This window comes from Chlorobium ferrooxidans DSM 13031, from assembly GCF_000168715.1.
GTDB classification, from domain to species: domain Bacteria; phylum Bacteroidota; class Chlorobiia; order Chlorobiales; family Chlorobiaceae; genus Chlorobium; species Chlorobium ferrooxidans.
In genome coordinates this window covers 1-24,885 of sequence record NZ_AASE01000021.1, presented here as the reverse complement: position 1 = coordinate 24,885, position 24,885 = coordinate 1, and the positions used below count along the sequence as shown (strand labels likewise).

Annotated in this window: 24 protein-coding genes; 17 read left to right on the top strand and 7 right to left on the bottom strand. The window is 49.4% G+C overall.

The window, feature by feature from the left end:
* The first annotated feature begins 6 nt into the window (after nucleotides 1-6).
* The 6 genes from CFERDRAFT_RS09410 (at nucleotide 7) to CFERDRAFT_RS09380 (ending at nucleotide 5,943) form a co-directional block, all read left to right on the top strand.
* A complete protein-coding gene (locus CFERDRAFT_RS09410) occupies nucleotides 7-435 on the top strand; it encodes an arsenate reductase ArsC (RefSeq protein WP_006366996.1) in 429 nt (142 codons plus the stop codon).
* A 2-nt stretch (nucleotides 436-437) separates the two neighbouring features.
* Nucleotides 438-1,487 (top strand): ACR3 family arsenite efflux transporter, encoded by a 1,050-nt coding sequence (gene arsB, locus CFERDRAFT_RS09405; RefSeq protein WP_006366995.1) that lies wholly within the window; start codon nucleotides 438-440, stop codon nucleotides 1,485-1,487.
* A gap of 226 nt (nucleotides 1,488-1,713) precedes the next feature.
* Nucleotides 1,714-2,061: an arsenite efflux transporter metallochaperone ArsD gene (gene arsD / locus CFERDRAFT_RS09400; RefSeq protein WP_006366994.1), complete on the top strand. Its 348-nt coding sequence runs from the start codon at nucleotides 1,714-1,716 to the stop codon at nucleotides 2,059-2,061.
* 56 nt (nucleotides 2,062-2,117) lie between these two features.
* The gene (arsA, locus tag CFERDRAFT_RS09395) at nucleotides 2,118-3,893 is read left to right on the top strand and encodes an arsenical pump-driving ATPase (RefSeq protein WP_006366993.1); all 1,776 of its coding nucleotides are present in this window, start codon (nucleotides 2,118-2,120) and stop codon (nucleotides 3,891-3,893) included.
* A gap of 188 nt (nucleotides 3,894-4,081) precedes the next feature.
* Nucleotides 4,082-5,203 carry a cyclopropane fatty acyl phospholipid synthase gene (gene cfa, locus CFERDRAFT_RS09390; protein ID WP_006366992.1) on the top strand — a complete coding sequence of 374 codons (1,122 nt, stop codon included), beginning with the start codon at nucleotides 4,082-4,084 and terminating at the stop codon, nucleotides 5,201-5,203.
* A gap of 320 nt (nucleotides 5,204-5,523) precedes the next feature.
* On the top strand, nucleotides 5,524-5,943 hold the full coding sequence (locus CFERDRAFT_RS09380; protein ID WP_006366991.1) for a secondary thiamine-phosphate synthase enzyme YjbQ: 420 nt from the start codon (nucleotides 5,524-5,526) through the stop codon (nucleotides 5,941-5,943).
* 57 nt (nucleotides 5,944-6,000) lie between these two features.
* Here the strand turns inward: CFERDRAFT_RS09380 and CFERDRAFT_RS09375 are convergent, their stop codons facing one another.
* A complete protein-coding gene (locus CFERDRAFT_RS09375; protein ID WP_006366990.1) occupies nucleotides 6,001-8,145 on the bottom strand; it encodes a glutamine synthetase III family protein in 2,145 nt (714 codons plus the stop codon).
* Between the two features lie 60 nt (nucleotides 8,146-8,205).
* Complete coding sequence (locus tag CFERDRAFT_RS09370; protein ID WP_006366989.1) at nucleotides 8,206-8,733, bottom strand: Lrp/AsnC family transcriptional regulator; 528 nt, start codon at nucleotides 8,731-8,733, stop codon at nucleotides 8,206-8,208.
* A gap of 260 nt (nucleotides 8,734-8,993) precedes the next feature.
* Here CFERDRAFT_RS09370 and CFERDRAFT_RS09365 point away from each other — a divergent pair, with 260 nt between their 5' ends.
* From CFERDRAFT_RS09365 to CFERDRAFT_RS09335, 7 genes are all read left to right on the top strand, one after another.
* A complete protein-coding gene (locus CFERDRAFT_RS09365; protein ID WP_040433631.1) occupies nucleotides 8,994-9,185 on the top strand; it encodes a hypothetical protein in 192 nt (63 codons plus the stop codon).
* 126 nt (nucleotides 9,186-9,311) lie between these two features.
* Nucleotides 9,312-10,673 carry an FAD-dependent oxidoreductase gene (locus tag CFERDRAFT_RS09360; RefSeq protein WP_006366988.1) on the top strand — a complete coding sequence of 454 codons (1,362 nt, stop codon included), beginning with the start codon at nucleotides 9,312-9,314 and terminating at the stop codon, nucleotides 10,671-10,673.
* A 12-nt stretch (nucleotides 10,674-10,685) separates the two neighbouring features.
* Nucleotides 10,686-11,741 carry an arsenosugar biosynthesis radical SAM (seleno)protein ArsS gene (gene arsS, locus CFERDRAFT_RS09355; protein WP_040433634.1) on the top strand — a complete coding sequence of 352 codons (1,056 nt, stop codon included), beginning with the start codon at nucleotides 10,686-10,688 and terminating at the stop codon, nucleotides 11,739-11,741.
* Nucleotides 11,738-12,346 carry a TIGR04282 family arsenosugar biosynthesis glycosyltransferase gene (locus CFERDRAFT_RS09350; RefSeq protein ID WP_006366986.1) on the top strand — a complete coding sequence of 203 codons (609 nt, stop codon included), beginning with the start codon at nucleotides 11,738-11,740 and terminating at the stop codon, nucleotides 12,344-12,346. Before arsS ends, CFERDRAFT_RS09350 begins: the two co-directional genes overlap by 4 nt.
* Nucleotides 12,328-13,020: a TIGR04283 family arsenosugar biosynthesis glycosyltransferase gene (locus CFERDRAFT_RS09345; RefSeq protein ID WP_006366985.1), complete on the top strand. Its 693-nt coding sequence runs from the start codon at nucleotides 12,328-12,330 to the stop codon at nucleotides 13,018-13,020. Before CFERDRAFT_RS09350 ends, CFERDRAFT_RS09345 begins: the two co-directional genes overlap by 19 nt.
* 362 nt (nucleotides 13,021-13,382) lie before the next feature.
* Nucleotides 13,383-13,901 carry an AidA/PixA family protein gene (locus CFERDRAFT_RS09340; protein WP_006366984.1) on the top strand — a complete coding sequence of 173 codons (519 nt, stop codon included), beginning with the start codon at nucleotides 13,383-13,385 and terminating at the stop codon, nucleotides 13,899-13,901.
* 128 nt (nucleotides 13,902-14,029) lie between these two features.
* A complete protein-coding gene (locus CFERDRAFT_RS09335; protein WP_006366983.1) occupies nucleotides 14,030-14,581 on the top strand; it encodes an AidA/PixA family protein in 552 nt (183 codons plus the stop codon).
* A 354-nt stretch (nucleotides 14,582-14,935) separates the two neighbouring features.
* Here the strand turns inward: CFERDRAFT_RS09335 and CFERDRAFT_RS09330 are convergent, their stop codons facing one another.
* The 5 genes from CFERDRAFT_RS09330 to CFERDRAFT_RS09315 all read right to left on the bottom strand — a co-directional run bounded on the left by CFERDRAFT_RS09330 (nucleotide 14,936) and on the right by CFERDRAFT_RS09315 (nucleotide 17,885).
* A complete protein-coding gene (locus tag CFERDRAFT_RS09330; protein WP_040433629.1) occupies nucleotides 14,936-15,865 on the bottom strand; it encodes a phosphatidylglycerol lysyltransferase domain-containing protein in 930 nt (309 codons plus the stop codon).
* 182 nt (nucleotides 15,866-16,047) lie between these two features.
* Nucleotides 16,048-16,548 carry a hypothetical protein gene (locus CFERDRAFT_RS09325; RefSeq protein WP_156778056.1) on the bottom strand — a complete coding sequence of 167 codons (501 nt, stop codon included), beginning with the start codon at nucleotides 16,546-16,548 and terminating at the stop codon, nucleotides 16,048-16,050.
* 172 nt (nucleotides 16,549-16,720) lie between these two features.
* Entirely contained in the window at nucleotides 16,721-16,954 is a 234-nt protein-coding gene (locus CFERDRAFT_RS12185; RefSeq protein WP_006367014.1) for a hypothetical protein, read from the bottom strand.
* Between the two features lie 319 nt (nucleotides 16,955-17,273).
* The gene (locus tag CFERDRAFT_RS09320) at nucleotides 17,274-17,513 is read right to left on the bottom strand and encodes a hypothetical protein (RefSeq protein ID WP_156778055.1); all 240 of its coding nucleotides are present in this window, start codon (nucleotides 17,511-17,513) and stop codon (nucleotides 17,274-17,276) included.
* 171 nt (nucleotides 17,514-17,684) lie between these two features.
* On the bottom strand, nucleotides 17,685-17,885 hold the full coding sequence (locus CFERDRAFT_RS09315) for a hypothetical protein (RefSeq protein ID WP_156778054.1): 201 nt from the start codon (nucleotides 17,883-17,885) through the stop codon (nucleotides 17,685-17,687).
* 282 nt (nucleotides 17,886-18,167) lie between these two features.
* Between CFERDRAFT_RS09315 and CFERDRAFT_RS12400 the strand changes: the two genes are divergently transcribed.
* From CFERDRAFT_RS12400 to CFERDRAFT_RS09295, 4 genes are all read left to right on the top strand, one after another.
* The gene (locus CFERDRAFT_RS12400) at nucleotides 18,168-18,656 is read left to right on the top strand and encodes a hypothetical protein (protein ID WP_006367013.1); all 489 of its coding nucleotides are present in this window, start codon (nucleotides 18,168-18,170) and stop codon (nucleotides 18,654-18,656) included.
* Between the two features lie 91 nt (nucleotides 18,657-18,747).
* Nucleotides 18,748-19,005, top strand: coding sequence for a bacteriochlorophyll c-binding family protein (locus CFERDRAFT_RS09305; RefSeq protein WP_040433621.1), 258 nt, complete (start codon nucleotides 18,748-18,750; stop codon nucleotides 19,003-19,005).
* Complete coding sequence (locus CFERDRAFT_RS09300; RefSeq protein ID WP_006366979.1) at nucleotides 18,962-20,455, top strand: B12-binding domain-containing radical SAM protein; 1,494 nt, start codon at nucleotides 18,962-18,964, stop codon at nucleotides 20,453-20,455. Before CFERDRAFT_RS09305 ends, CFERDRAFT_RS09300 begins: the two co-directional genes overlap by 44 nt.
* Nucleotides 20,456-20,941: 486 nt before the next feature.
* Entirely contained in the window at nucleotides 20,942-24,748 is a 3,807-nt protein-coding gene (locus tag CFERDRAFT_RS09295; protein ID WP_006366978.1) for a PAS domain-containing sensor histidine kinase, read from the top strand.
* The last annotated feature ends 137 nt before the right edge of the window (nucleotides 24,749-24,885 follow it).

Below are 24,885 nucleotides of genomic sequence, written 5' to 3'. Positions count from 1 at the left end.
CTAACCATGAAAAAATCAGTTCTCATTCTCTGTACAGGAAACTCCTGCCGCAGCCAGATGGCTGAAGGGTTTCTTCGTTCGTTCGACACCAATCTTGAGGTTTTTTCCGCAGGCACCAAACCGGCTGCTGCCGTGCATCCGATGGCGATAAAGGTGATGCGTGAAGAGTGGGTCGATATCAGTACACACAGGCCGAAAAGTGTGGATGAGTTTCTCGAAAAAGCTTTCGATTATGTCATCACGGTTTGTGACGGGGCCAATGAATCCTGCCCGACATTTTTTGGTGAAGTGGCGCACCGTCTGCACATCGGGTTCGACGACCCCGCTGAGGCAACAGGAACAAAAGAGGAGATACTCGCTGTTTTCCGTCGCGTCCGTGACGAGATCAATGTGCGGTTCAGACAGTTCTATAACGAGAATTTAACCGTCAAATAACCATGGCTATTGTAACAAAACAGCTCTCGTTTCTCGACCGCTATCTGACGCTCTGGATCTTTCTTGCCATGGGTATCGGGGTACTATCAGGATGGCTCTGGCCCTCCATTCCTGGCTTCTGGAACCTTTTTCAGTCCGGCACAACCAACATGCTGATAGCCGCAGGGCTCATCGTCATGATGTACCCACCCCTTGCAAAGGTTAAATATGAGGAGTTGGGTGACGTCTTCCGCAACACAAAAGTGCTTCTGCTGTCGCTCGTGCAGAACTGGATAATCGGCCCGATTCTGATGTTTGTGCTTGCCGTGCTCCTGCTTTCGGATATGCCGCACTACATGGCCGGACTCATCATGATCGGCCTTGCCCGCTGCATCGCGATGGTCATTGTCTGGAATGAACTTGCAAAGGGTGATACAGAGTATGCCGCCGGACTGGTCGCATTCAACTCAATCTTCCAGGTGCTCTTTTTCCCGCTCTATGCCTGGATATTTTTGACCCTGCTGCCGAAGTGGCTTGGTATCACCTCCTTTGCCGTGGATATCTCCATCAGTGAGATTGCCGTGTCGGTCTTTATCTATCTCGGCATTCCCTTTATTGCCGGATTCCTCACCCGCTTTACGCTGCTGCGTCTGAAAGGCAAGGAGTGGTATGAGGCGGAATTTATCCCGCGCATCAGTCCGCTCACACTCGTAGCACTGCTCTTCACCATTGTCGTGATGTTTTCACTCAAGGGCGAGTACATCGTTAAAATCCCTATGGATGTGGTGCGTATCGCCATCCCGCTCCTGATCTACTTCGTGATCATGTTCCTGCTCTCGTTCTATATGGGACGGAAGTTTGGTGCGGGCTACCCAAAAACCGCAACACTTGCGTTCACCGCAGCAAGCAACAACTTTGAACTTGCTATTGCGGTTGCCGTAGCGGTGTTCGGTATCAATTCAGGCGAGGCCTTTGCCGCCGTAATCGGGCCGCTGGTGGAGGTTCCTGCGCTGATTGCGCTGGTTAATGTGTCACTGTGGTTTAAAGGGAAATATTTTGGTGCAGCACTATAAATCTGTTACGCGATTCGAATGCTGCGTTGGGTGGTGCTTTGAAAAGAGTTCAAGGACTTGAGGGACAGCAGGGACAGCAAGGACGAAGAGAAATATCATCATTGACGGGCGATCACACAGGATCGTCCCTACACAATTTCGTGCAATTTCGTCTGTTTCGTGGGGTTATAACTGGCTGGTTTTATTATCACATGATTAACTCAATAATTTTCCGGAGGATTATAGTATGAAAGGAATTCAGGTTTTTGATCCGGCGCTCTGCTGCAGCTCGGGTGTGTGCGGAACCGATGTCGATCAGGCACTGGTCAATTTTGCGGCTGATGTTGATTGGGCAAAGCAGAACGGCATCATCATCGAGCGGTTCAACCTGGCCAAAGAGCCGCTCTCCTTTGCAGAAAATCCGGTTGTCAAGGCCTTCCTTGCCGATGCAGGGCATGAAGCGCTTCCGCTGATTCTTGTGGATGGCAAGCTTATTCTGGCTGGCCGCTACCCCAATCGCTCGGAACTTGCCCGCTGGGCCGGTCACATACCGCCCGAAGAAAAGTCGTGCTGTTCAGGAAAATGCTGCGGCTAAATGCGCTACCAATATTTCGCCCCTCCGGGGCTTAAAAATCGAATAGAGGTGCCCACATGAAATTTCTTGAACATCCTCCCCGCTTCCTCCTCTTCACCGGCAAAGGCGGGGTTGGAAAAACCTCGATTGCCTGTGCCACGGCAATCACACTTGCGAATTCCGGCCTGAGAGTGCTGCTCGTCAGCACTGACCCGGCTTCGAACGTCGGGCAGGTGTTCGGCATCACCATCGGCAACCGGGTCACCCCCGTCACGGCGGTTACCAATCTTTATGCACTTGAAATTGACCCTCAGGCGGCAGCAGCGGAGTACCGTGAACGCATCATCGGGCCGGTTCGGGGCTTGCTTCCCGAGAGCGTGCTTCACACCATCGAGGAGCAGCTTTCAGGAGCCTGCACAACCGAGATAGCAGCGTTTGATGAGTTCACCTCCCTTTTGACCGACCCGGCGCTCTCTGTTGACTACGACCACATCGTGTTTGATACGGCACCAACCGGTCACACCATCCGGATGCTCCAGCTTCCCGGTGCCTGGAGCGGCTTTCTTGAAGCAGCAAAAGGTGATGCTTCATGCCTCGGCCCGCTGGCCGGTCTCGCAAAGCAGCGTACACAGTACAAAGAGGCCGTTAACGCTCTTGCTGACCACCTGCGAACCCGCATGGTTCTGGTCTCCCGGCCCCAGCAGGCAGCCCTCTCGGAAGTTGCGAGAACCTGTGAAGAGCTCTCGGCAATCGGCATCTCGCAGCACTATCTCGTCCTGAACGGCATACTGCCTGAAGGTGAAGCAGCAAAAGACGAACTTGCACGGGCCATCGTCATGAGAGAACAGAGTGCTCTATCTGCAATGCCTGAAAGTCTCAAAGCCCTGCCAACTGATCAGATAGCACTCAAACCATTCAATCTGGTCGGTCTGGATGCCCTCTCTGCGCTCTTCAACGAACCGCAGGCTCAACTCCCGGCTTTGTCAAAAGAGCCCGCCACCTTCACTGCACCACCGCTGTCGCGGCTGGTCGATGAAATTGCGGCAGATGGTCACGGCCTCATTATGTTCATGGGTAAAGGCGGTGTCGGCAAAACAACTCTGGCTGCTGCCCTCGCCGTTGAACTGGCCCACAGGGGTCTTCCGGTGCACCTCTCCACCTCTGATCCTGCGGCTCACCTCATTGAAACCCTCAGCGGCAGACAGGAAAACCTCACGGTCAGCCGAATTGACCCGGAGGCCGAAACAGAACGCTACCGCCAAGAAGTAGTTGATTCAAAAGGCAAAGGGCTTGACAGCGAGGGCCTTGCCCTGCTTGAAGAGGATCTACGCTCACCCTGCACCGAAGAGATTGCCGTATTCAAGGCCTTCTCGCGTATCATCGGAGATGCAGACCGGAAATTTGTCGTGATGGACACTGCTCCGACCGGCCACACACTTCTGCTGCTCGATGCAACAGGAGCCTATCACCGGGAGTTCACCCGTCAGTCAGGGAGCAGTGAGGAACAGAAAATCACACCAATGATGCAATTGCAGAACCGCAAGCAGACAAAGGTGCTGATCGTAACCCTTGCTGAAACCACGCCGGTACTTGAAGCCGCAAATCTGCAAGAAGATCTGCGAAGAGCTTCAATCGAACCGTGGGCATGGATCATCAACAACAGCGTAGCTGCGGCTGTAACACACTCCACTCTTTTGAGAGAACGGGCAGAGAATGAACTGGTTGAGATCAAGAGCGTTGCTCATCACTATGCTGCTCGCTATGCTGTGGTCCCGTTGTTGAAGGAGGAGCCTGTTGGAGAGCAGCGATTACGCGCACTCACATGCAGCGTGCCGCCTCCCGTTGCAGAGTGATAAAACCGGAGAGTCAGGCTTCATCAATAAATACTGCTGGTCAAACCGGTTTGATACCAAATCCCCCCCGGGCTTGAGCTGACACTCTGCATGCGATGAAGGCAGGTCGCATCACTGGATGAACGTATTAAAATGATAAACCGTTGTTTTATCGTATTTACCCTCATCCACCTTAATTTCATCGCATCATGCTGAATGGCTTTTACAAAAGAGTGTTTGAGCGCATCCTTGATGATGCCGATGTCAAAATCGGAGGCGAGAGAGCGTGGGATATCCGGATCCATAACGAGGCACTCTATCGCCGTGTCATTACCCAGGGAAATCTTGGACTGGGTGAGGCCTACATGGAGGGGTGGTGGGATTGTGAGCAGCTTGAAGAGTTTTTTCACCGGGTTATCGACTCAAAAGCCGAGCATAAACTCTCCCCTCCGGTCATGCTCATCGGCAAGGTGATCAGCAAGCTCTACAACATGCAGCGCCCTTCACGAGCCTTCAGGGTTGCCGAGAAGCATTACAACATCGGCAATGACCTCTTTAAAGCGATGCTTGACAAGAGGATGCTCTACAGTTGTGGTTACTGGAAGGAGGCGAATAGCCTTGAAGAGTCGCAGGAGAAGAAGCTCCATCTCATTTTTCAGAAGCTGCAGCTCAAGCCGGGAATGCAGGTGCTCGATATCGGATGCGGATGGGGCGGAGCTGCACAGTTTGCCGCTCAACACTACGGAGTTTCGGTGCACGGCGTCACCGTCTCAACCGAGCAGGCCGCCATCGCCCGCGACTATTGTGCCGCTCAACCGGTAACCATCGAAGTTGTCGACTACCGCAGGATGAGGGGCAGCTACGACAGGATCTACTCCATCGGTATGTTCGAGCATGTTGGATACAAGAACTATCGGGAGTATTTCAAAATTTCTCATGAGTGCCTGAAAGAGGAGGGGTTGATGCTCTTGCACACCATTGGAGGCAATACTTCAAGCACCAGCGTTGAACCATGGGCAAACAAGTACATCTTTCCGAACGCAAACATCCCCTCAGCCACCCAGATCGCTGCCGGCTATGAAGGACTCTTTACACTTGAAGACTGGCACGTCTTTACCCATGACGACTACGCCCGGACGCTTATGGCCTGGTATGAGAATATCGAGAAGCAGTGGCCGATGCTGCCTGACCGGTACGATGAAACGTTTCAGCGAATGTGGCGCTACTATCTCCTGAGCTGCACGGGCGGGTTCAGATCGAGAACAAACCAGTTGTGGCAACTGCTGCTTTCCAAAAACGGGATCAGAGCGTGCTACACCATCCCGAGGTAAAGCCCCGATAATCGAAAGCCTGGATTTTTTTGAACCGCAGGATGCTCAGCTAAAAAGCTCAATAGATTCGAAATCGGGAACGTGTTCTGATTCAGGTTGTTTCGAAAGCTCCGCATTTGATCTGTTTCAATGACCATAACTTTTTTACTCAACACGTTGAGTAAGTCAGCAATTATCAACAGAGTACCATCTGACATCTGCAGAATAGGGCTGATCTCGAATAGCTCTGCATCTCAAATCAAAATGGTAACTTCCGGTATGAAATGAATACGGGTACTGCCAATACCATCATAGCACCTCAATTAACCACCTCTTAAAACATGAAATCGTACCACAAGGAACTCTGGCTTGAGATACCTGCACGAATGGATTTTGTCAATATCACCGGCGAGGTTGAGCGGGCTCTGGAGGAGAGCGGCATCAAGGAGGGGCTCTGCCTCATCAACGCAATGCACATTACCGCATCGGTCTTTATCAATGATGACGAGCCGGGGCTGCATCAGGACTACAAAAAATGGCTTGAAGAGCTGGCTCCGCATGAACCGCTCAGCCGCTACCAGCATAACCGAACCGGAGAGGATAACGGCGATGCGCATCACAAACGCCAGATCATGGGGCGGGAGGTTGTGGTTGCCGTCACCAGGGGGAGGCTCCATTTCGGCACCTGGGAGCAGATCTTCTACGGCGAGTTCGACGGCAAGAGAAAAAAGCGGGTGCTGATCAAAATCATCGGAGAGTAGACAAACAAAAAAGGCCCGCAAGTGCGGACCTTTTTTGTTTGTTCATGCTGATGGAGTTCAGTGCTCGAAGAGCATTTCCGAGTAGGTCGGAAGCTGCCAGCGGCTGCGGTCAACCATCAATTCAAGCCTGTCCGAAACTTCACGGACTTTAACCATGAATGGGAGCAGGACGTCGGCGCAGTAATCCGCCTTGTCAAACTCGCTGTCAAGCGTCTCAAGCTTTTCAACGGCCTCATCAAACTCACCGGTCAAATCAATCAGGGTCGAAAGGTTTTCGGCCAGCTTTTTGAGATGATCGGCCTGGCTCTTGATTGCCTTGTCGGAAAGCCCGATAGCTTCAGCCGCAGCAAGCAGGTTGTTGAAGGAGCTGCCGATATCACCCTGATATTCGGAAACATCAGGAATAACAAAGGTTTTCAGCATAAGCTGGAGCGTGCGGGCTTCGATATCGATACCCTTGACATAGCGCTCAAGACGGATGTGCAGACGTGAATTGGTCTCTTCGGCAGTCAGGACACCATACTTGATAAAGACATCCTGAACATCCTTCTTGAGGAGCACCCTGAGTGACTGAGGGGTGTTCTTCAGGTTAGGCAGACCGTTATCCTTCGCATACTGCTGAAGGGCTTCGCTGTAGTTATCTCCCTGGTAGCGGATTGCCTTTGTTGCGGTGATCTGCTCGCGGAGGGTCTCAAGAATTGCTGAATCCCTCTCTTTTCCTGCCTTGATTTTGGCAAGAATCGCATCAGCCATCTGGTCAACCGATTCGGCCATAAGGGTGTTGAGTACCATGTTCGGCACTGAGGCGGCCTGTGATGAACCGACAGCCCTGAACTCGAACTTGTTGCCGGTAAAGGCGAATGGTGAGGTACGGTTGCGGTCGGTATAGTCCTTGTTGACCTCGGGAACCTGTGCCAGACCGAGGTTGAGCACCTGTTTTTCGGTTTTAAGGTCTACCTTGCCGCTCTCAATTGCATCAAGTACACGCTCAAGCAACTCACCGAGGAAGACGGTGACGACAGCCGGAGGGGCTTCGTTGGCTCCGAGACGATGGTCGTTGCCCATGCTGGCGATTGACATTCTGAGAATATCAGCTCTCTTGTAGATACCGCCAAGAACGGCAACAAGGAAAACAAGGAACTGAATGTTCTTTTCAGGAGTATCACCCGGATCAAGCAGGTTGATGCCGGTATCGGTGCCGATTGACCAGTTGTTGTGTTTGCCTGAACCGTTGATGCCGGCAAACGGCTTTTCAGCCAGAAGAAGAGCAAAGCCTTTCTTTTCGGCAATCTTTTTCATCACTTCCATGACCAGCAGGTTGTGATCAACGGCAATGTTGGCCTCTTCAAAAATCGGAGCAATCTCGAACTGGTGGGGAGCAACCTCGTTGTGACGGGTTTTTGCCGGAATACCAAGCAGATAGAGCTCGTGCTCAACATCCTGCATGAACTCAAGAACACGGTCGGGAATCGATCCGAAATAGTGATCCTCAAGCTGCTGGCCTTTCGGAGGAAGGGCACCAAGCAGGGTACGGCCGCACATGACAAGGTCAGGACGTTCGGTGTAGTATTTTCTGTCGATCAGGAAGTACTCCTGCTCGCAACCGGCAAAGGTTTTAACGCGTGAAACACCGCTGACTCCAAGGGTTTCAAGAAGCCTGATGGAGGATTTGCTTACGGCATCCATGGAACGCAGAAGCGGCGTTTTGGCATCGAGAGCTTCGCCATTATAGGAGATGAAGACGGTCGGAATACAAAGAGTCAGATCTTTGCCGCCCTTCATAAGGAATGCAGGACTTGAAGGATCCCATGCGGTGTAGCCGCGGGCTTCAAAGGTGGTGCGCATGCCGCCGGACGGAAAGCTTGATGCATCAGGTTCACCCTGGATCAACTGTTCGCCGGAAAAACGCTCAATCGGTGTGCCGTCACGGTCAATCGACAAAAATGCATCATGCTTTTCTGCCGTGGAGCCGGTCATCGGCTGAAACCAGTGGGTGTAATGAGTGGCACCTTTCTCCATCGCCCACTCTTTCATACCGTGTGCAACGACACCGGCAATCTCTTCGGTTATTTTTTTACCTGCCTTGATGGTGCCCTGCAATGCCGTGAATACCTCTTTTGGAAGCCTTGCACGCATGGCTTTCTGATCAAAGGTCATCGCACCAAAGTAAGTGGATACCGGAATTTTACTTTCACTGCTCAAGAGAACCTCCTTGTTGATTTGCTTGATACTGCCTGTTACTGAAAAAACGAAAATAATGCCTTATGATCTTCTTGATTTCTTCTCATCAAAGGTGATCAGAACCTGACGATCCTGAAGATTGCTGCGGACAATCTCCGCACTTATTTTTTTGTTCTTCTTGAGCTGGGAGAGGACAAAACTGGTATTGGTACCGAGAACTCCCGGCCAGCTCTGTATTCTCGAAAGAAACTGCTCAAGCGATGCGGTGTTGTGGGTCATAACCTTCAGAATATGCGACCCTTCACCGGTGACGGAGAAACACTCCATAATCTCATCTTCCTTCATCACATGCTCCATAAATGATTTATAGTGCTTGGATGAATCAATTCTTACCCGTACAAACGCATGAATGTCAAAACCGAGCTGCCGCTCATCAACCTCCATGCTAAAACCTTTGATGATGCCGTTCTTCTGCAGCTTGTCGAGCCTCTCGCTGACTGATGGTATGGAAAGGCCCACCACTTCAGCAAGCTCACTCAACCGAACCCTGCCATTTTCACCAAGAGACTCGATGATTTTCAGATCAATCAGATCAAGATGTCCGGACATAAGCGGTTTTTGTTTTATCAAATTTAGTGAAAATTACACAATTGTAAGAAATAAACAACCGTTTTCTTTAAAATTCACAACCTTTTCACCGAAAATCTTAAATTATTTAGGGCTAACCCCGATTACAGAACTACTTATGCGATGGACGACTGTTGCGGGTTGTTTTCTTTTGGTTGTTTTTGCAATTTATTGAAATCACCCCAAGAGTCCACAGGAAGAGGTGGTTTTTTCAAACCCGTTATCAGTTATTGCTTTATTCCATGGCTGAAAGAGAGATCAACAAGGTTGAAACCAATGCGATACAAGGAAAGCCTGTAGAAAAAAGAGGATTTCCGCCTGTTCCGCGCCACCCGGCAAATCAGGATCTGCGCTTTGTCGTCAGTGAATCATTCCGGCTCGGAATGAGAATACTGTCAGAAATCGACAAGGCACTCAGAGCCCTGAAAGGGTGACTCAATACATTCCCGCTGTCAAATACCTGTATGAACCGATTTTCGTTATCGGTCGATTTTTACGTATATTATCCGGCCTGAATCAGGTAATCCACGTACCTTTCCAATAAAAATCATAGCTAATCGGTGAAAATAGCAATTTTCGGAGCCGGGGTTGCAGGGCTCAGTGCAGCAATAGAACTTGTCGATAAGGGGCACTCGGTAGAGATTTATGAAAAACGTAAAGTGCTCGGCGGAAAGGTCTCAGTCTGGAAGGATAGCGACGGGGATTCCGTAGAGTCGGGACTGCATATCGTTTTTGGTGGATACTCACAGCTCCAGCACTATCTCAAACGGGTAGGTGCTGAAAACAACTACAGCTGGAAAGAGCACTCTCTTATCTATGCCGAAAGTGACGGGAAACAATCCTTTTTCAAAAAAGCCAACCTTCCAAGCCCGTGGGCTGAGGTTGTCGGAGGCTTGCAGGCGGACTTTCTCACCATGTGGGACAAGCTATCCCTCATCAAGGGTCTCTTCCCTGCCCTTGCCGGAAATGAGGAGTATTTCCGCAGCCAGGACCACATGACCTACTCCGAATGGCACCACCTGAGAGGCGCCTCGGAACACTCACTGCAGAAACTGTGGCGCGCCATTGCCCTTGCCATGAACTTCATTGAGCCCAATGTGATCAGCGCCCGGCCGATGATTACCATATTCAAATATTTCGGCACCGATTACGCTGCAACCAAGTTCGGTTTTTTCCGCAAAAACCCCGGTGATTCGATGATCGAACCGATGCGGCAGTATATACAGAGCAAGGGCGGGCGGATTTTTGTTGATGCAAAACTGGGACGCTTCGAGCTCAACAGCGACGAAACCATTAAACATGCTGTGCTTCGTGACGGCCATACCATCACGGCTGACGCCTATATTTCAGCACTTCCGGTACATAACATTAAAACCGTACTGCCGGTCGAGTGGCTTGCCCACGACTATTTCCGCAATCTGCATCAGTTTGAGGGCAGCCCGGTAGCAAACTGCCAGCTCTGGTTTGACCGCAAGATTACCGATACCGATAATCTGATGTTTTCACAGGGCACCACCTTTGCAACCTTTGCCGATGTCTCGCTGACCTGCCCCGAAGATTTCCAGAAGGGCATGGGAACAGCAAACGGAGGAAGCGTCATGAGCCTTGTTCTTGCTCCGGCCCACAACCTGATGGATATGCCGGGCGAGGTCATCATCAGCATGGTTATGAAAGATATACACGACCGCTTCCCGAAATCCCGTGATGCAAAACTGCTTAAATCAACACTGGTTAAAATTCCCCGTTCGGTATACAAGGCTGTACCCGATGTCGATCAGTACCGCCCGGACCAGATCAGCCCGATAAAAAACTTCTTCCTTGCCGGTGATTACACCTATCAGCGATACCTCGCCTCCATGGAGGGCGCTGCACTGAGTGGAAAACAGGTCGCTGAAAAGCTTCTCAGCAAGCTTGGAGGTTGATTGGAGATGGTTATGGCCAATTCACCCTCACCCCGTCACCGTCAGGGTGTATCCACCCCGGCGGCGCAACAGGTAAAACTGCTCGAAGAGACCGAGTGCGGTATTCCTCCTTTTGCCAAAAGAGTTGCGCAGTCAGGAAACCCCCCGCTTCGTCCGGCTGAAATTGAGGTGCTGCAGATCAATACCGGCTACACCTGCAACCTCCTCTGCCGCCACTGCCATGTCGATGCCGGGCCTGATCGCCGGGAGATGATGACTCGCAGCACCATGGAGCACTGCCTTGAAGCCCTGAAGGGAAGCAGCATTACAACCGTTGATATTACCGGTGGCGCCCCGGAAATGAATCCGGAATTCCGCTGGTTCATTGAGAAGATCAGAGCCTGCCTGCCTGAGGGGAAGATCCTTGTTCGCTCAAACCTTACGCTTTTTACAACAAGCGAAACATACCGCGCTCTGCCGCATTTTCTCAAGGAGCAGCGGGTAAACATCATAGCATCACTCCCCTGCTTTACGCGCGAAGTTGTAGATCAGGTCAGAGGAACGGGAGTATTCGACCGCTCCATCGAAGCACTCAGAGTGCTCAACAGCCTCGGCTACGGAAGAGAAGCGGGCGGACTTGAACTCAATCTTGTCTATAATCCGTCCGGCCACACCCTGCCCGGTGACCAGGCCGCGCTTGAAGAGGAGTACCGCAAGCATCTTGCCGATGAGTTCGGTATTGTGTTCAGCCATCTCTTCACTATCACCAATATGCCGGTGAGCCGTTTTCTTAACGACCTGCTTGAAAGCGGCGAGTATTGCAGGTATATGACTCTCCTCGAAAAAAGTTACAATCCGCTTGCCGTGGAAAAGATGATGTGCAGAACCACCGTTTCCGTTGGCTGGGACGGAACACTTTACGATTGTGATTTCAACCAGATGCTTCATCTGCCGACCAGAAAACCGGCTCCGCAGCATATCAGCGAGTTCAGTGAGAGCCGACTCCGAAACCGCACCATAACCCTCGGGCAGCACTGTTACGGATGCACAGCAGGTGCGGGATCGAGCTGTCAGGGGTCACTCTTATGAATAAAGGACGACTGCTGATCATCTTCACCCGCAACCCGATCCCCGGCAAGGTCAAAACACGGCTGGCTGCCGCCATCGGTGATAACAAAGCCCTTGAGATCTATGAAACCCTCAGAGGCCATACCGCATTAATCACCAAATCGGTAAACGCAAAAAAAGAGCTGTTTTTTTCAGACTTTATCCCTACTGAAGATCTTCTCCTCACCAAAGAAAGCGTTGCCCGTCGTCAACAGGGATCGGATCTTGGCGACCGTATGCATCACGCACTCCGTTCCGGGTTTGCAACCGGTGCACGCCGTATTGTACTCATTGGAACAGACTGCCATGAACTGAGTACAGAGATCATCGAAGAGGCATTTTCGGCACTTGATCACGCCGAAACCGTTATCGGCCCGGCAAAGGATGGCGGCTTTTACCTGATCGGAATGAAAAAAGCAATACCGGAACTCTTTTTGGAACGGGAGTGGAGCAACCCGGATGTGCTTCAGGATAGTGTAGACATTCTCCTGCGACTCAACATCAGCTTCAAGCAGCTCAGGGAACTGTCGGACATTGATACGCTGGAGGATCTGAAAAACAGCAGCTTATGGTCCCCGTGCCCATAAGTATAATCATCCCGACCTTTAACGAAGAGGCCGGGATCGCTGACTCCATGAAGGGACTCCTGGGTCTTGTCAGGGAGGCTCAGGATATTGAAATTATTGTCAGTGATGCAAGCAGTGACCGGACTCCCGAAATTCTTGCCGGCTTTCCGGTAAGGGTTTGCAGAAGTGCAAAAGGCCGCGCTGTGCAGATGAACACCGGCGCCCGGCATACCAAAGGGTCGATCCTCTACTTTCTGCATGCCGATACCCTCCCTCCCGCAACCTTCCTCGGCGATATCCGCAGGGCGGTCAGTGAGGGGAGGCGAGCGGGCTGCTTCAGGATGCGGTTTGATGATGAAAATCCGCTGATGAACCTCTTCGGGTGGTTCACGCAGTTTCCGCTGCCAGTCTGCCGTGGCGGAGATCAGTCACTCTTTATCGAGCGAAGCCTCTTTGAAGAGATCGGAGGATTTAATGAAGCAATGCAGATTATGGAGGACTACGATATGGTCCGGCGCATTGAAGCGCACACTCCCGTCCATATCCTCGAAACAGAGGTGACCACATCGGCCAGAAAGTTTCAGCAAAACGGCATCATCCCCCTCCAGATAAACTTCGCCGCCATCCATCTCATGCACGCCCTCGGCTTTGACCAGGAGAGCCTGAAGCGCTACTACCGGGAGAATATCAGATAGCATCTGCATGCTCCCCGCAGCTCCCGCTTATCTGCCCGGTAATCCCGTTGATCAAACCGCCCATCCTCCTGATAAATAAGCAGTAAATGCATTTTTACAATGTGTTGATACTCACCAATCAAACATTCAGGCATTAAAATCCTTATCATCACCCGCACCAAAAAGATAAATTAACCGTATTATTTATACTTTTATTACGTATTATATTCTGTAAAGAGCAATCCAAACAGCAGGCACAGCTCCACGCTGAATCCCGGAGCGGCAAGAAACGGCCCTCTGCCGTTCGGCTGCATGATTCGCCTCTTTGTTGTCTGATCAAAGGAGTCCACGTCAATCAATAACCGTTGAGGAGGGTTAACACTATGTCAAAAACCATCAACATTGATGTCATGTTCGACACCGTAACCATTGAAGAGAAGTACAAGGGGGGAGGCAGTGCCAGCAATCCGATAGGTATTCAGCATGCTGACGTTTTTATGGTGACACAAAAGGCCGTTGTGGCCAGTGGACAGGCTACGGCAGATCTCAGTATCAACGCACTGGTCAATGACACCATCCGGTGGCGTTCAGAATCCCTGAGCGGAAACACCGATCAGGCGGCTATCATCTACAAAATCGTCAAGTTCAGCGGAAAAGAGGTCACAACCGTTCCGGCCATGCGGGTATCCTATCCCCCGACGCCCATCCCCGACCCCGGAAACCCTACAAGCTATCAGCCGTCGAGCACCCAGGCGGATGTCTTTCTCAGTTGTGAAGTACTGATACAGGGCACCGAGGGTTATCAGGTCTGGTTCTATATTGTCAACAAAGACCCGAATACCGGAAAACTGAGCACCTTCGGATACTACTACTGGGATCCGACTATCAATGTTATCGGTTAAAAACCGGTCACTCACGCCTTCCCGGCGTGAGTGACCAACTTGTTTAGCGAAAAAGAGTTGTTTGAACAGAAGGAGCTCTTTTATCCCATCCATACCAGTGATCGATGCATAACAAGGAGTAAACACCAATGATTATTGATATCAAAATGGTAGTAGACACCGGCATGCTTCGCCAACACTACCCGCATCCGAGTCAGGATACCATTGCGCCAACAGCAATTGCACAAAAAGATGCCTTTATGGTTGCAGCACCCTTGCAGAGTGTGCATCGCGGACATGGCTCGGATAGTCTGGAACTGAATGCAGGAACGGAGGATGTGCTCCGCTGGCGTGTCAGCACTACGGCCATCGATATGCGTTATGTAATGCTCTACAAGGTCATTCTGCTTGACGAAAAGGGGGCCGTTCCGGTCGATGCCGGAAATCAAGGGCTCAAAACAAAGCCGACAGGTGTTCTGACCTCCCGTTTATACCCGGTTCCCGACATAACGGACCCGACGCACTATACTGAATCGCAACGCCTGAGTGTATGCTGGGAGCTCCCGATTAAAAAATATGGGAAACATCACTTTCAGCTGCTGTTTTACATCGTTGAGCAGAATGCTGTTGACGGGAAGCTGAAAACTGTCGGGTATTACTCCTGGGAACCCCGGAAAATTCATTTGAAGAAACATTGGTAAATAAAACCGACAACACTTTTCCAATATCCAATCACCGGTCGATCCGAACCATTATCGCCTTACCGTGTATGCTTTTGCATGGGGTCATTGCCGATTGAACCCTCCCTTCACCGGCAGATGCCCCGAACGCAGATCATCAAAACCGGCTCCATCGACATCCACTCCCGGTTGTTGGTGCGTTCGTCTACAAGGCATAAAAAATTGAAGCAACCGAGATTTTCCTCCATATAATAAAACGTATGGCCTCAGTATGTGTGGCACGATAATCGACAACAAGCTGCGAGTCAGGAATACGGAAAGGAGAACAAGATACGGGCAACAGAAATCCAATGCAGAATAATGCAAATGACAGTTTCAGACTGATATCAGACTCTGACGGAACATGCCAAAGGACTCATGTGTCAATATATCAGTAAAGCCCATAGATACAGCAAGTTGAGCAAGCATGAACGGCGACAGATTACGGTTGGTACAAAGCATCACGGGACGCCATAACGGCGCAAACTTGTTTTTGAAACGGTACAGACCTTCAAAGTCATATACATGTTTCCAGTTTGAAACCAGAGAGACCATTAGTTGCTCTATGGGAGTGAGCGGCTCTTCCGGATTCTGCATCAACATCATAAACGGCACCTCTCCAAGGCTCCACTCAAGAAATCCTTCACTTTTAAGGATTTCAAAAATACCAGCGACAAGAGACTCCATGATATCTCCGGGAGCACTCCTGTGCCTGAGCATCAGTTCGGTATGCACCTCCGTCAGACCTCTTGCTGAGAGCGTTATTGCGGCAAGCCATTGGCCGGAACAGGAGCGAAAAACAAAGCAGCGACATGCTCGCGAGGGGTTTTCCCTGAAGAGATGCCGGAGCTGCGGTTTATGGGCATGTTTTGTCTCGCGTCGAAATTGTTCAAAATGGTGCTGATTTGCTTCATTCATCAAAATCTCCGTGACTTCCCCCTGCCTGGCTCCCCTCGCGAGCGAACCCAGAACAGTTTTTCTCTCCAGATGTGATCTGTTCAGCTCCAGAACTGCTTCAGCTCCGGTTCTCAGTGTCATGCAGCTTCGTTCGAAAAAAAATGTGCCGGTTGAGGGAGTGCATCCTCGTAAAACATACCCGTCAGGATATGAACGAGAGAGGTCTTCGTAGAGAATCTGAAGTGTGTAGTCATAGGGTATGTCAGCATAGGAAATCCATCGGGTACGGGAAAACGGCAGTGCGATGTCCCGGTAAACTGGACGGATACCATGGATCCTTATCCAGCTTAACGGCAGAAGCTCATGCAACTTGAATTTCTCCTTATATTTCCTGTATCGCAGAACTTCATGCACCACAACAAGCTGCAGGCATCAATCGATGAAACCAGGTTATCGGATAACTCCATCAGGCATTTGCACGTTATAGGAAACCTCGTATCGTAACCGAAAAGCTGTTGTAACAGCAATCAAAGCGAAGTTAACAACTCCTCCTACCTGCTGCAACTCAATTCCTGATACCGAACCTGCCACCATGACAGGATAACCCTTGATGCTTCAGCAATAATTTGTTCGGCATTGTCAACATGGAAAAAACCGATAGCTAAATCAAAAAATCCTTCAGGATCTTCTGAACCATACGAGATGGTGACTACGTAAATATTGTAACCGGGCAGAAGGGTAACGTAATAGGCTTCAATACATGACAATCCGGCATGTGCATTGTTGCGGTTAATTTCAAAGATATGAATTGGGGCAAAAAGATTGTTTCGCATCTGAACAGGACAATCCCAGTGTTTGCGTCCAATGACCACATTGCCATCTTCCTGAACGAGTGAAGCTTGAGGAAGCCGGCCCTGAACAGAAGAGAGTGCAATCTCTGCGACTCTGTTTGAATCGTTAAGATTACCATTTTCCTTGTAAGCGGGACCCTGCTCTATCCAACGTTCAATGTGCACCTGATCATCCCTTGTGTAGAGGGAGGGTAGTACCATACTCTCTTGAAACATCATTGTCGATTGTATTTAGCCTGATGAAAAAATTCGAGTCACTGACAATTAAAAAAACATCCTCTGCTTACTCCCGGCTTTTTCGGGACCCAACCACATTCGTTCTGATATCGACATTAACCGGCTAATTCACTAAAACCAGCATATGCACAGTTTCTTACAACGGGTCCGTGTAACTTTGCGCTCTCATTGATTGCAATGGATTACCTATCTCTTTGATCGCTCCCGCAGCCTTAACTGCAAGCGAGCCAACAGCAAAAATCCCGAATCCTACAACGGCAATTCCGGCAAGACCGGAAAAGACCGGCAGGGCAACAGGAGCTATTAATGCTGTCCCTCCGGCTACACCAACTGCTGTTTTAACTATGTTTGCGGGGTTAGATGGAATCATATTGACAACCTCCTTTGTAATACCTTTGTGTTGTGTAAAAAAATTATTTCAAATGGCCGGAATTTTATCTCATAGACAAAATGAGACCCATGAACAACAAGTATGGTGTGGCTTACAACAGCTCGCCTTTTCGGCCTCTGCCTGAAAATAAATGGTAGACATAATCTCTCTTCATTAACAGCCATTTCAAGCAATACCAGCTAAACCAAAACTGTCGCATGACTCTTCTATCTGAAAACATGATGCAGGAGAATGATTAATGTTCAATTATTGAAATGGAACAACTATTGCCTTATATCATTCTGGTCCATAATATTGTTCAGTTGATACTCGGCTCGTGCTTCCCACGGCTGGAAATCAAAGACTTGGCATGCTTTTCACCTGCAGCAAACCCCTCTATGAAAACCATTTCGGCGAACTCTTCGAGAGTTCCCCCCATAGTAATCTGCTGACTGAGATGAATATCCATACGTTGAGGCATTATATCCCTGTTTAACTTTCTTATGTATGAATCCCATGCTTCCTTTACAGCACCCATCCATAAAAGTCTTATCTTCATGGCTATTATTTCAATAATTAGCGTTCGGAAATTCAACAATCAATAATCTTTTGAACCGTTTTCCCTGACAAGAAAAATGATTATCCGCACCATTGCCTGAATCTTAAAAAGCGCTTCCCCATCCCGCTTCTGTTTCAGCCTTAAACACAAGAATTAAGCGTTTCACCGCGTTCAGATTACCGACTCATGGACAGAGACCGTAATCGGAACATATTCAACAAGAGATGTTTCAAGGTGTTTGATAATCCTTTCTGACGGGCTTGTGCCATAGCTTCCTTCGCCCGGTTTCGACTGATTGCTCATAGTAATGGTAACCATATTTCGAAATCCTGCCGGATAGCGCTCCTTAAGCCGCTGATTCGACCAACCCATCCCGATATACACAATCATTTGGCGCGTAATATTTGTAATATATTACACTCTAAATACACGCAAAAAGAGAACAATAAAACTGAAAATCGGCACTAATACTTTACCTAATAAAGCATGATTGCCAATAACGGCAGCCTTTTAAGCGCACCGAACAGTGCTTTATATTTATTGTGACATTTGTAATAAAAATAATATATTTTTTAAATTCAAAAAGAAAATGGCTTGCGGAGGACAACTCCTGACAGCTGCATACGTTTGTGATCTCCTTAAAAATAAGATGAAGTGATTATGTCCTTCAATTGGCTGCAAAAGCAAAAAAAGGAGCCGGCATGCTGCTCCCGTTCCCCTATTAAAATATCTACAGATAAAACAATAGAGCCGCCAACTTCCGACAATTACCGCATGTCAGGGCAAGGGGAACTGTGGACGCAACCGAAAGAGAACCGGGGCGATGGCGATGAGTTTTTGAGCTTGCGTCAGGGTACTCACTGTGGATTTTCAACCGGAACAGAAAACAATATCAGACAATCAAACTATAACACTATGACACCGGAAGAGTCAAATGGCTTGATTGAAAAGCTTGAAGCTGACGAAGTGTTTCGCGTCAGAGTTCTGACATCCAACAGTATCGAGGAGTGCATGGAGATTGTTGAGGCAAAAAGCATCAATTGCTCAGCGCATGAGCTTGTCGATATGCTTGATAACTATATCAAAAAAAACGCCATAAATACCTTTTGGAATCGTTCAATATGGGGAAACAAAATTGCCTGATGAACAGCTTGGCCTTACCTGTCAAGTATAGGTTAAGATGCTCTCAATTCTGTTAACGCATTCAAAAACATTAACCGATAGCCTAATAATCATGAACAAAACCGAGGGCGCATTTGTACAGGGAGCTGAAGCTTATGGTCGACTTGTTGAAGTATTCGTTGACGGCACATGGTGGATTGTCGGTGATTATCTCGAAAATGTCGGCAAGTGCACCAAAAGACTCGGCGCCAATGCATACCCCTATCTGTATGGCGGAAGCTCTTTGAGCAGCAGTTTCCGTGGAAGTTCTCCTGTGAAGGCAGGTTATGCAAAACCATCAAAAGAGGTCCAGAGACGATTCGGCGCCTGACGATAGACCCTCACATTTTTCAGAACCAATTATTACGTTAAGTGAGCAGATAAGCATGCGGAAAGAAGAAAAGACGATAGTTCCCCAGAAAAATTATACCGTTCAATCACGCGAAAGCATTGCAACAGAGAAAAAAACAAGGAAAAAGTGGCTTCTTGTCCAGCCGGTAAGCACCACAAGCATGATGGTGGATTCAGGAACAGTGAGCATGCCCTTGAACCTGATCATGGTAGCCTCCCTTGTCGGCAAGCTCTTTGATGTCACCTTTATCGACGAGCGGCTCGGGGACAAAGTTCCTGAAGACCTCTCTGGCTTTGACGTTGTTGCCATCACCTCACGCACCCTGAACGCCACCAAGGCCTACCGGATCGGTGACGCCGCACTGCGTCAGGGCAAGACAGTTATCCTTGGAGGGGTTCATCCCACCATGCTGCATGATGAGGCCGCCTCGCACTGTACCAGCGTGGTCTACGGCGAAATAGAATCCATCTGGACGGAGCTGGCCACCGATGTGCAGAATGGCAAAATGCAGCCCATCTACCGGGCCAAAGAGCTCAAGCCGATGGGCAGCATGCTTCATCCGGACTTCAGTTACGCACTCTCTTCCCCCTCGGCAAAAAAATACAGTTCACGTATTCCCATCCTTGCAACAAAGGGGTGTCCGGTTGGATGCAACTTCTGCACCACACCGACCATATACGGCAAGAACTATCGCTACCGCGAACTTGACCTGGTGCTTGACGAGATGCGCTACCACCAGAATCGGCTCAACAAGGAGAAGATCAACTTCTCCTTCATGGATGACAACATCAGCTTCCGCCCGCAGTACTTCTTTACGCTGCTTGAAGAGATGGCAAAGCTCGGGGTTAACTGGAACGCCAACATCTCCATGAACTTTCTCGACAAACCGGAGGTAGCCGAACTGGCAGGCCGCTCGGGCTGCGATTTGCTCAGCATCGGCTTTGAGTCGCTCAACCCCGAAACCCTGAAAAGCGTCCACAAGGGATCAAACCGGCTGGGCAACTATGAGAAGGTGGTGAGCAATCTCCACAAGAACGGCATTGCCATCCAGGGCTACTTCATGTTCGGCTTCGACAACGATACCGAAGAGAGCTTCCAGCTCACCTACGACTTCATCATGAAGAACCGGATCGAGTTCCCGGTATTCTCTCTGGTAACACCCTTCCCCGGCACACCCTATTTCGACGAGATGAAGCCGCGCATCCGCCACTTCGACTGGGACAAGTACGACACCTACCACTACATGTTCGAGCCGAACAAAATGTCGGGCGAAAAGCTGCTCTCCAACTTTGTCAAGCTGCAGAAAGAGGTCTACAAAGGCCGCTCCATCATGCAGCGCATGCAAGGCAAGCCGCTCAACTGGGTCTGGCTGGCAAACTACGCGATGAACCGGTTTACCAAAAGACTCAAACCGGAGATATTTCTCTGAAACTTTACAGAAAAAGCACTCCCTGACGACTAAAAAAATGTCAATTGGTCTTATTTAAATCTTAGACGGACATCACACATCATGTACAGCGAAATACTCAAATACACCACATTTTTTGCTCCTGTCGGCTTTTTCCTTGGCGGGGTTCTTATCGTAATACTCTTAAACAAGTTTATTGGCAAGAGTTCCGCACAGAACAAGCCCGAGTGAGCTTGTGTATGCGGCAATAATCCGGGGGGAAAACTGAAACCCGGCATCTGCTGCTGTTTTCACCACACCGACTATCCCATCCTTGTTGACGGGCAGTTAATGATCAATCATTATTTCCTGTTACAGTTATTATATTACAAAAGCGCTTTTCCGTATGAATTGTAAGCAGAATTCGAGGGTAGTAGTCTTCGAATGCGCTGATCTTTTCGACACTTCCCTGCAATCGGGCTTGCTTATGTTTACTGCAGGAACATAATCCAATACCTTGCTTTGTTGATGCATAAGAACAATATCCATTCTGACAGAACCCGTTCCGGTGAGACGGGCTTCTCCGCCTTGCTGGAAGCCCTTCCTGATGCCGTTTATATCATTGATGAAAAAGGGGTTATTCTTGATACCAACACCCTGTTTACGTCACAATTCAACATGCAGCCGCAGGAGTGCCTCGGCGCCAACATCTACGATCTGATCGAAAACGTGGTGCATCTGCCGGAACTGGCGACCTATCATCGGGAGAAGAGTGAAGAGGTTCTCCGTACCGGCAAACGTGTCGAGTTTGCTGATGCAAGGGACATCAGAAAGGTTACCATCAGCCCTTTAGGATTGCCGGATGAGAGCGAAACCCGGCTGCTCGTCACCATTCAGAATATTGCCGAGCAGAACCGCATATACAGGGAGCTGCAAAAAGAGCGCTCAATCAAAACAACCATTCTTGATGCGATCCCTTTTTCCGTCGTCATCCTTGATGCCGACCTCAAAATGAACTTCGGGAACCGGTATGCACAGGAGATGCTTTTCTGTAAACCGGAATCCGCAAACTCCTGCATTGATGCCAGTGATTTTTTTGGTGCTGATGAGATGGGGTTCCTCAGAAAAACAATCATGGAAATTCTCGATTCCGGCATTGAGGATGCAAGAGAAATAGAGGTACACCCGCACGGAGCCCCGAACCCGTTATGGCTGCTGACCCGAACAAGCAGAATATTCATTGACGGGGAGCCCTGCGCACTCTCGATCGGTGTTGATATCACCGAACGCAAGCTTTCAGAGATTGCCCTCCGCGAAAGCAAGATGCGCTTCAGTTATGCGCTGGATGCCTCACATTCAGGGATCTGGGAATGGAATGTTGAAACAGATGAACTGAGCTGGTCGGAACAGGTATGGGGATTGTACGGATTGCAGGTAAATGCTCTTCCTTTGAATAACCAGCTCTGTGTAGATACCGTACACCCCGATGACCGTGAAATGGCATCATGGATGACACGGAAAGCTGCCAGGGAGGGAAGTGCAGCTGCAATTGAATATCGAGTTATTCACCCTGACGGCTCCATTCACTGGCTCACCTCACGCGGCATGCCGCTGCACGACAAAAGTGGAGCGGTCACGCGCTTTATCGGAACCATTATTGATATTACCGAGCGCAAAGAGAGCGAGATTGCACTCAGCGACAGCAAAACCCGGCTGAACCAGGCATTGAAAGCCGCCTCGGCAGGCGTATGGGAATGGGACCTGAATACCGGGGAGAATATCTGGTCGGACGAAATCTGGCCTCTGTATGGACTGGAAAGCAGTGAAGGCAACCCTTCATTTGAACTCTGGGCAAAGTCAATTCATAACGAAGACCGGCAAAAGGTAATCCAGACGGTTAGCGATGCGGCACGCAACGCAACCGAACTGAATATTGAATACCGGGTCCTGTACCCTGATTGCTCAGTTCACTGGCTCCTCTCCAGGGGCAAGCCGATATTCAATGACAACGATAAGGCGATACGGTATATCGGAACAATTATCGATATAACCGAGCAAAAACAGACCGAGATAGCGCTCAGCGCCAACAAAACAAGGTTTTCATTTGCTTTGGATGCAACACATGCCGGCGTCTGGGAGTGGGACGTAAGAGCTGACCAGATCATCTGGTCGGATCATGTATGGGCGTTATACGGACTGGAGCCGAACAGTATGGCCAAAACGCACAAACTCTGCGCAAGTACCGTACATCCCGATGACCGGGAGTTGACATTTCAGAAAGTCATGTCGGCAGTTCAGAAAGAGACCGATATCAACATGGAATACAGGGTCTGTCACCTTGACGGCTCGATTCACTGGCTCATGTGCCGTGGAATGCCCCTGCTTGATGAGAATGGCCAGGTTACGCATTACATCGGTACCGTTATGGACATTACCGAGCGCAAAGAGAGAGACCGGGAGATCGTGGAGAGCAGAAGCCTCCTCAAACAGGCACTGGAAGCTGCCCGGGCCGGCACTTGGGAGTGGAACCTGAATACAGGAGAGAACACCTGGTCGGAAGAGGCCCGCCTGTTACACGGGTTGAAACTGGACAACCCGAAACCATCTTTTGAACTCTGGGCAAGCACGATTCACCCTGATGACCGGCAGAGGGTAATCCGGAGCGCGGCCAGTGCTGCTGAAAATAAAACCGAGCTTTATAGCGAATATCGTATCTCTTATCAGAACAACTCCATTCGCTGGCTCATGTCACGAGGCAAGCCCTTGTATGACCGCGATGGAAATGTGGAACGCTTCATCGGCACCATTATCGATATAACGGAAAGAAAAGAGATAGAAGAGGAGCTGAGAAGAAGTCAGGAGCGGCTGAATTTCATTCTTGAAAACAGTCATATCGGCGTCTGGGACCTGAATCTGCAGGATGGAAACACCGACCGGACGCTTGAGCATGCCCGTATTTTCGGCTACGAAACCATTCCTCCGGTATGGTCACTTGAGAAGTTCTTCGACCACATCATCCCGGAAGATCGCTCCGCTATAGAGGCTCTTGTCCCGAGAAAAATAGCAAAAAAGGAGAGCTATACTTTTGAGTGCAGGATTCACTCTGCCAGGGGTGAGTTGCGATGGATCAGGGTAACCGGAACATACAAGTTCGACAAACAGAGCAACGCAAATCATGTTTTAGGCATTATTGAGGATATCACCGGTCAAAAAGAGGTTCAGAGTGCGCTCAGGGAGAGTGAACTCAAGTTCAGAACTATCTTTGATCACTTCCCTGTGGCTATTGCCATCAAAAATGCTCATGACGGCAAATTACTCGATGTCAATAATGCCTGGCAGCAAATCTTCGGATACACAAAAGAAGAGGTAACAGGGCGAACGGTAAAAGAGCTTAACCTCTATATTCAAAATGAAGATTATGAAAAGAACAGTGCCGTTCTCAATGAACAGGGCAAAATTGTAAACAAAACCTTCCTGTTTCGAAAAAAAAACGGCAAGACTGTTCACGCCCTCTATTCCGGAGAGCACATTATGCTGAACAGCAAAGAGTGTTTTCTTGTGATGATGACGGATATCACGCTGCAGGAGTTACAGCAGGTCAGCATTGAAAGGCTAGAACAGATAGTCGCTGAACGCACACGGCAGCTTAATGAAGAGGTGGAACATCTGCACAATTTTATAAGCATGATCTCTCACGAGTACCGTACTCCTTTGGCAATAATCCGCGGCAATCTCAATCTCATAAAGTTAAAAAACAAAAGTAGCGACAACCCGAATATCCCCCATATCAACAAGATAAACAAGGCCATTGACCGTCTTGTAGAGGTTATGGAAATTGCCATTGAGGAGAGCCGCATTATCGGTTCAAGAACAACAGCGGAGTCTGTATCGGTCGAGTTGGCTCCAGTCGTTGCTTCTCAGATAGAGTCGTTCCGCAATATGTGGGATGACCGCTCTATCCTCTACATGGAAAAGCTCGGAAACGCTGATATTTATTGTGACCCCTCCCAGCTCAAACTGGCGATTTTCAATCTTCTTGACAATGCTCGAAAGTACTCACCTTCCGACTCGCCAATAGAAGTGGATGGCCGTATTGAGGATAACGAAGCCGTCATCAGAATCCGAAACCGCTCTGAACGAATCTCGCAGTATGAGGAAGAGGCTGTTTTCGAAAAGTACAGACGCGGCAGTAACGCAGTTGGCACTGCCGGAGCAGGAATCGGATTGTGGCTTGTAAGAACTATTATCAATCAGCTTGACGGACAAGTCAACATCATACATACTGCATCAGGCGTTGAGGCCACGGTGCGAATCCCTCTGGCCAATCATGAATAGTTACGGTCAAATCCGATTTCACCGGCATGGTGCCGGATACCAATCCGGCTATATTCGACTAATTATCAAACAGATATCTGACACTTATGAGCAACAGTAACAGAATCATCGTTGTCGAAGACGATTTTGATTTCCGG

Bases quoted from the DNA above. Each gene is read 5' to 3' on its own strand.
- CFERDRAFT_RS12185 (WP_006367014.1), bottom strand. From the start codon at position 16,954: ATGATTCCATCTAACCCCGCAAACATAGTTAAAACAGCAGTTGGTGTA.
- arsS (WP_040433634.1), top strand. From the start codon at position 10,686: ATGGCCAATTCACCCTCACCCCGTCACCGTCAGGGTGTATCCACCCCG.
- CFERDRAFT_RS09370 (WP_006366989.1), bottom strand. From the start codon at position 8,733: ATGTCCGGACATCTTGATCTGATTGATCTGAAAATCATCGAGTCTCTT.
- CFERDRAFT_RS09295 (WP_006366978.1), top strand. From the start codon at position 20,942: ATGCATAAGAACAATATCCATTCTGACAGAACCCGTTCCGGTGAGACG.
- CFERDRAFT_RS09300 (WP_006366979.1), top strand. From the start codon at position 18,962: ATGCAAAACCATCAAAAGAGGTCCAGAGACGATTCGGCGCCTGACGAT.
- CFERDRAFT_RS09365 (WP_040433631.1), top strand. From the start codon at position 8,994: ATGGCTGAAAGAGAGATCAACAAGGTTGAAACCAATGCGATACAAGGA.
- CFERDRAFT_RS09380 (WP_006366991.1), top strand. From the start codon at position 5,524: ATGAAATCGTACCACAAGGAACTCTGGCTTGAGATACCTGCACGAATG.
- cfa (WP_006366992.1), top strand. From the start codon at position 4,082: ATGCTGAATGGCTTTTACAAAAGAGTGTTTGAGCGCATCCTTGATGAT.
- CFERDRAFT_RS09325 (WP_156778056.1), bottom strand. From the start codon at position 16,548: ATGGTACTACCCTCCCTCTACACAAGGGATGATCAGGTGCACATTGAA.
- CFERDRAFT_RS09410 (WP_006366996.1), top strand. From the start codon at position 7: ATGAAAAAATCAGTTCTCATTCTCTGTACAGGAAACTCCTGCCGCAGC.
- CFERDRAFT_RS09305 (WP_040433621.1), top strand. From the start codon at position 18,748: ATGAACAAAACCGAGGGCGCATTTGTACAGGGAGCTGAAGCTTATGGT.
- CFERDRAFT_RS09315 (WP_156778054.1), bottom strand. From the start codon at position 17,885: ATGGGTTGGTCGAATCAGCGGCTTAAGGAGCGCTATCCGGCAGGATTT.
- arsD (WP_006366994.1), top strand. From the start codon at position 1,714: ATGAAAGGAATTCAGGTTTTTGATCCGGCGCTCTGCTGCAGCTCGGGT.
- CFERDRAFT_RS09345 (WP_006366985.1), top strand. From the start codon at position 12,328: ATGGTCCCCGTGCCCATAAGTATAATCATCCCGACCTTTAACGAAGAG.
- arsB (WP_006366995.1), top strand. From the start codon at position 438: ATGGCTATTGTAACAAAACAGCTCTCGTTTCTCGACCGCTATCTGACG.
- CFERDRAFT_RS09320 (WP_156778055.1), bottom strand. From the start codon at position 17,513: ATGAAGATAAGACTTTTATGGATGGGTGCTGTAAAGGAAGCATGGGAT.
- CFERDRAFT_RS09340 (WP_006366984.1), top strand. From the start codon at position 13,383: ATGTCAAAAACCATCAACATTGATGTCATGTTCGACACCGTAACCATT.
- CFERDRAFT_RS09335 (WP_006366983.1), top strand. From the start codon at position 14,030: ATGATTATTGATATCAAAATGGTAGTAGACACCGGCATGCTTCGCCAA.
- CFERDRAFT_RS09350 (WP_006366986.1), top strand. From the start codon at position 11,738: ATGAATAAAGGACGACTGCTGATCATCTTCACCCGCAACCCGATCCCC.
- arsA (WP_006366993.1), top strand. From the start codon at position 2,118: ATGAAATTTCTTGAACATCCTCCCCGCTTCCTCCTCTTCACCGGCAAA.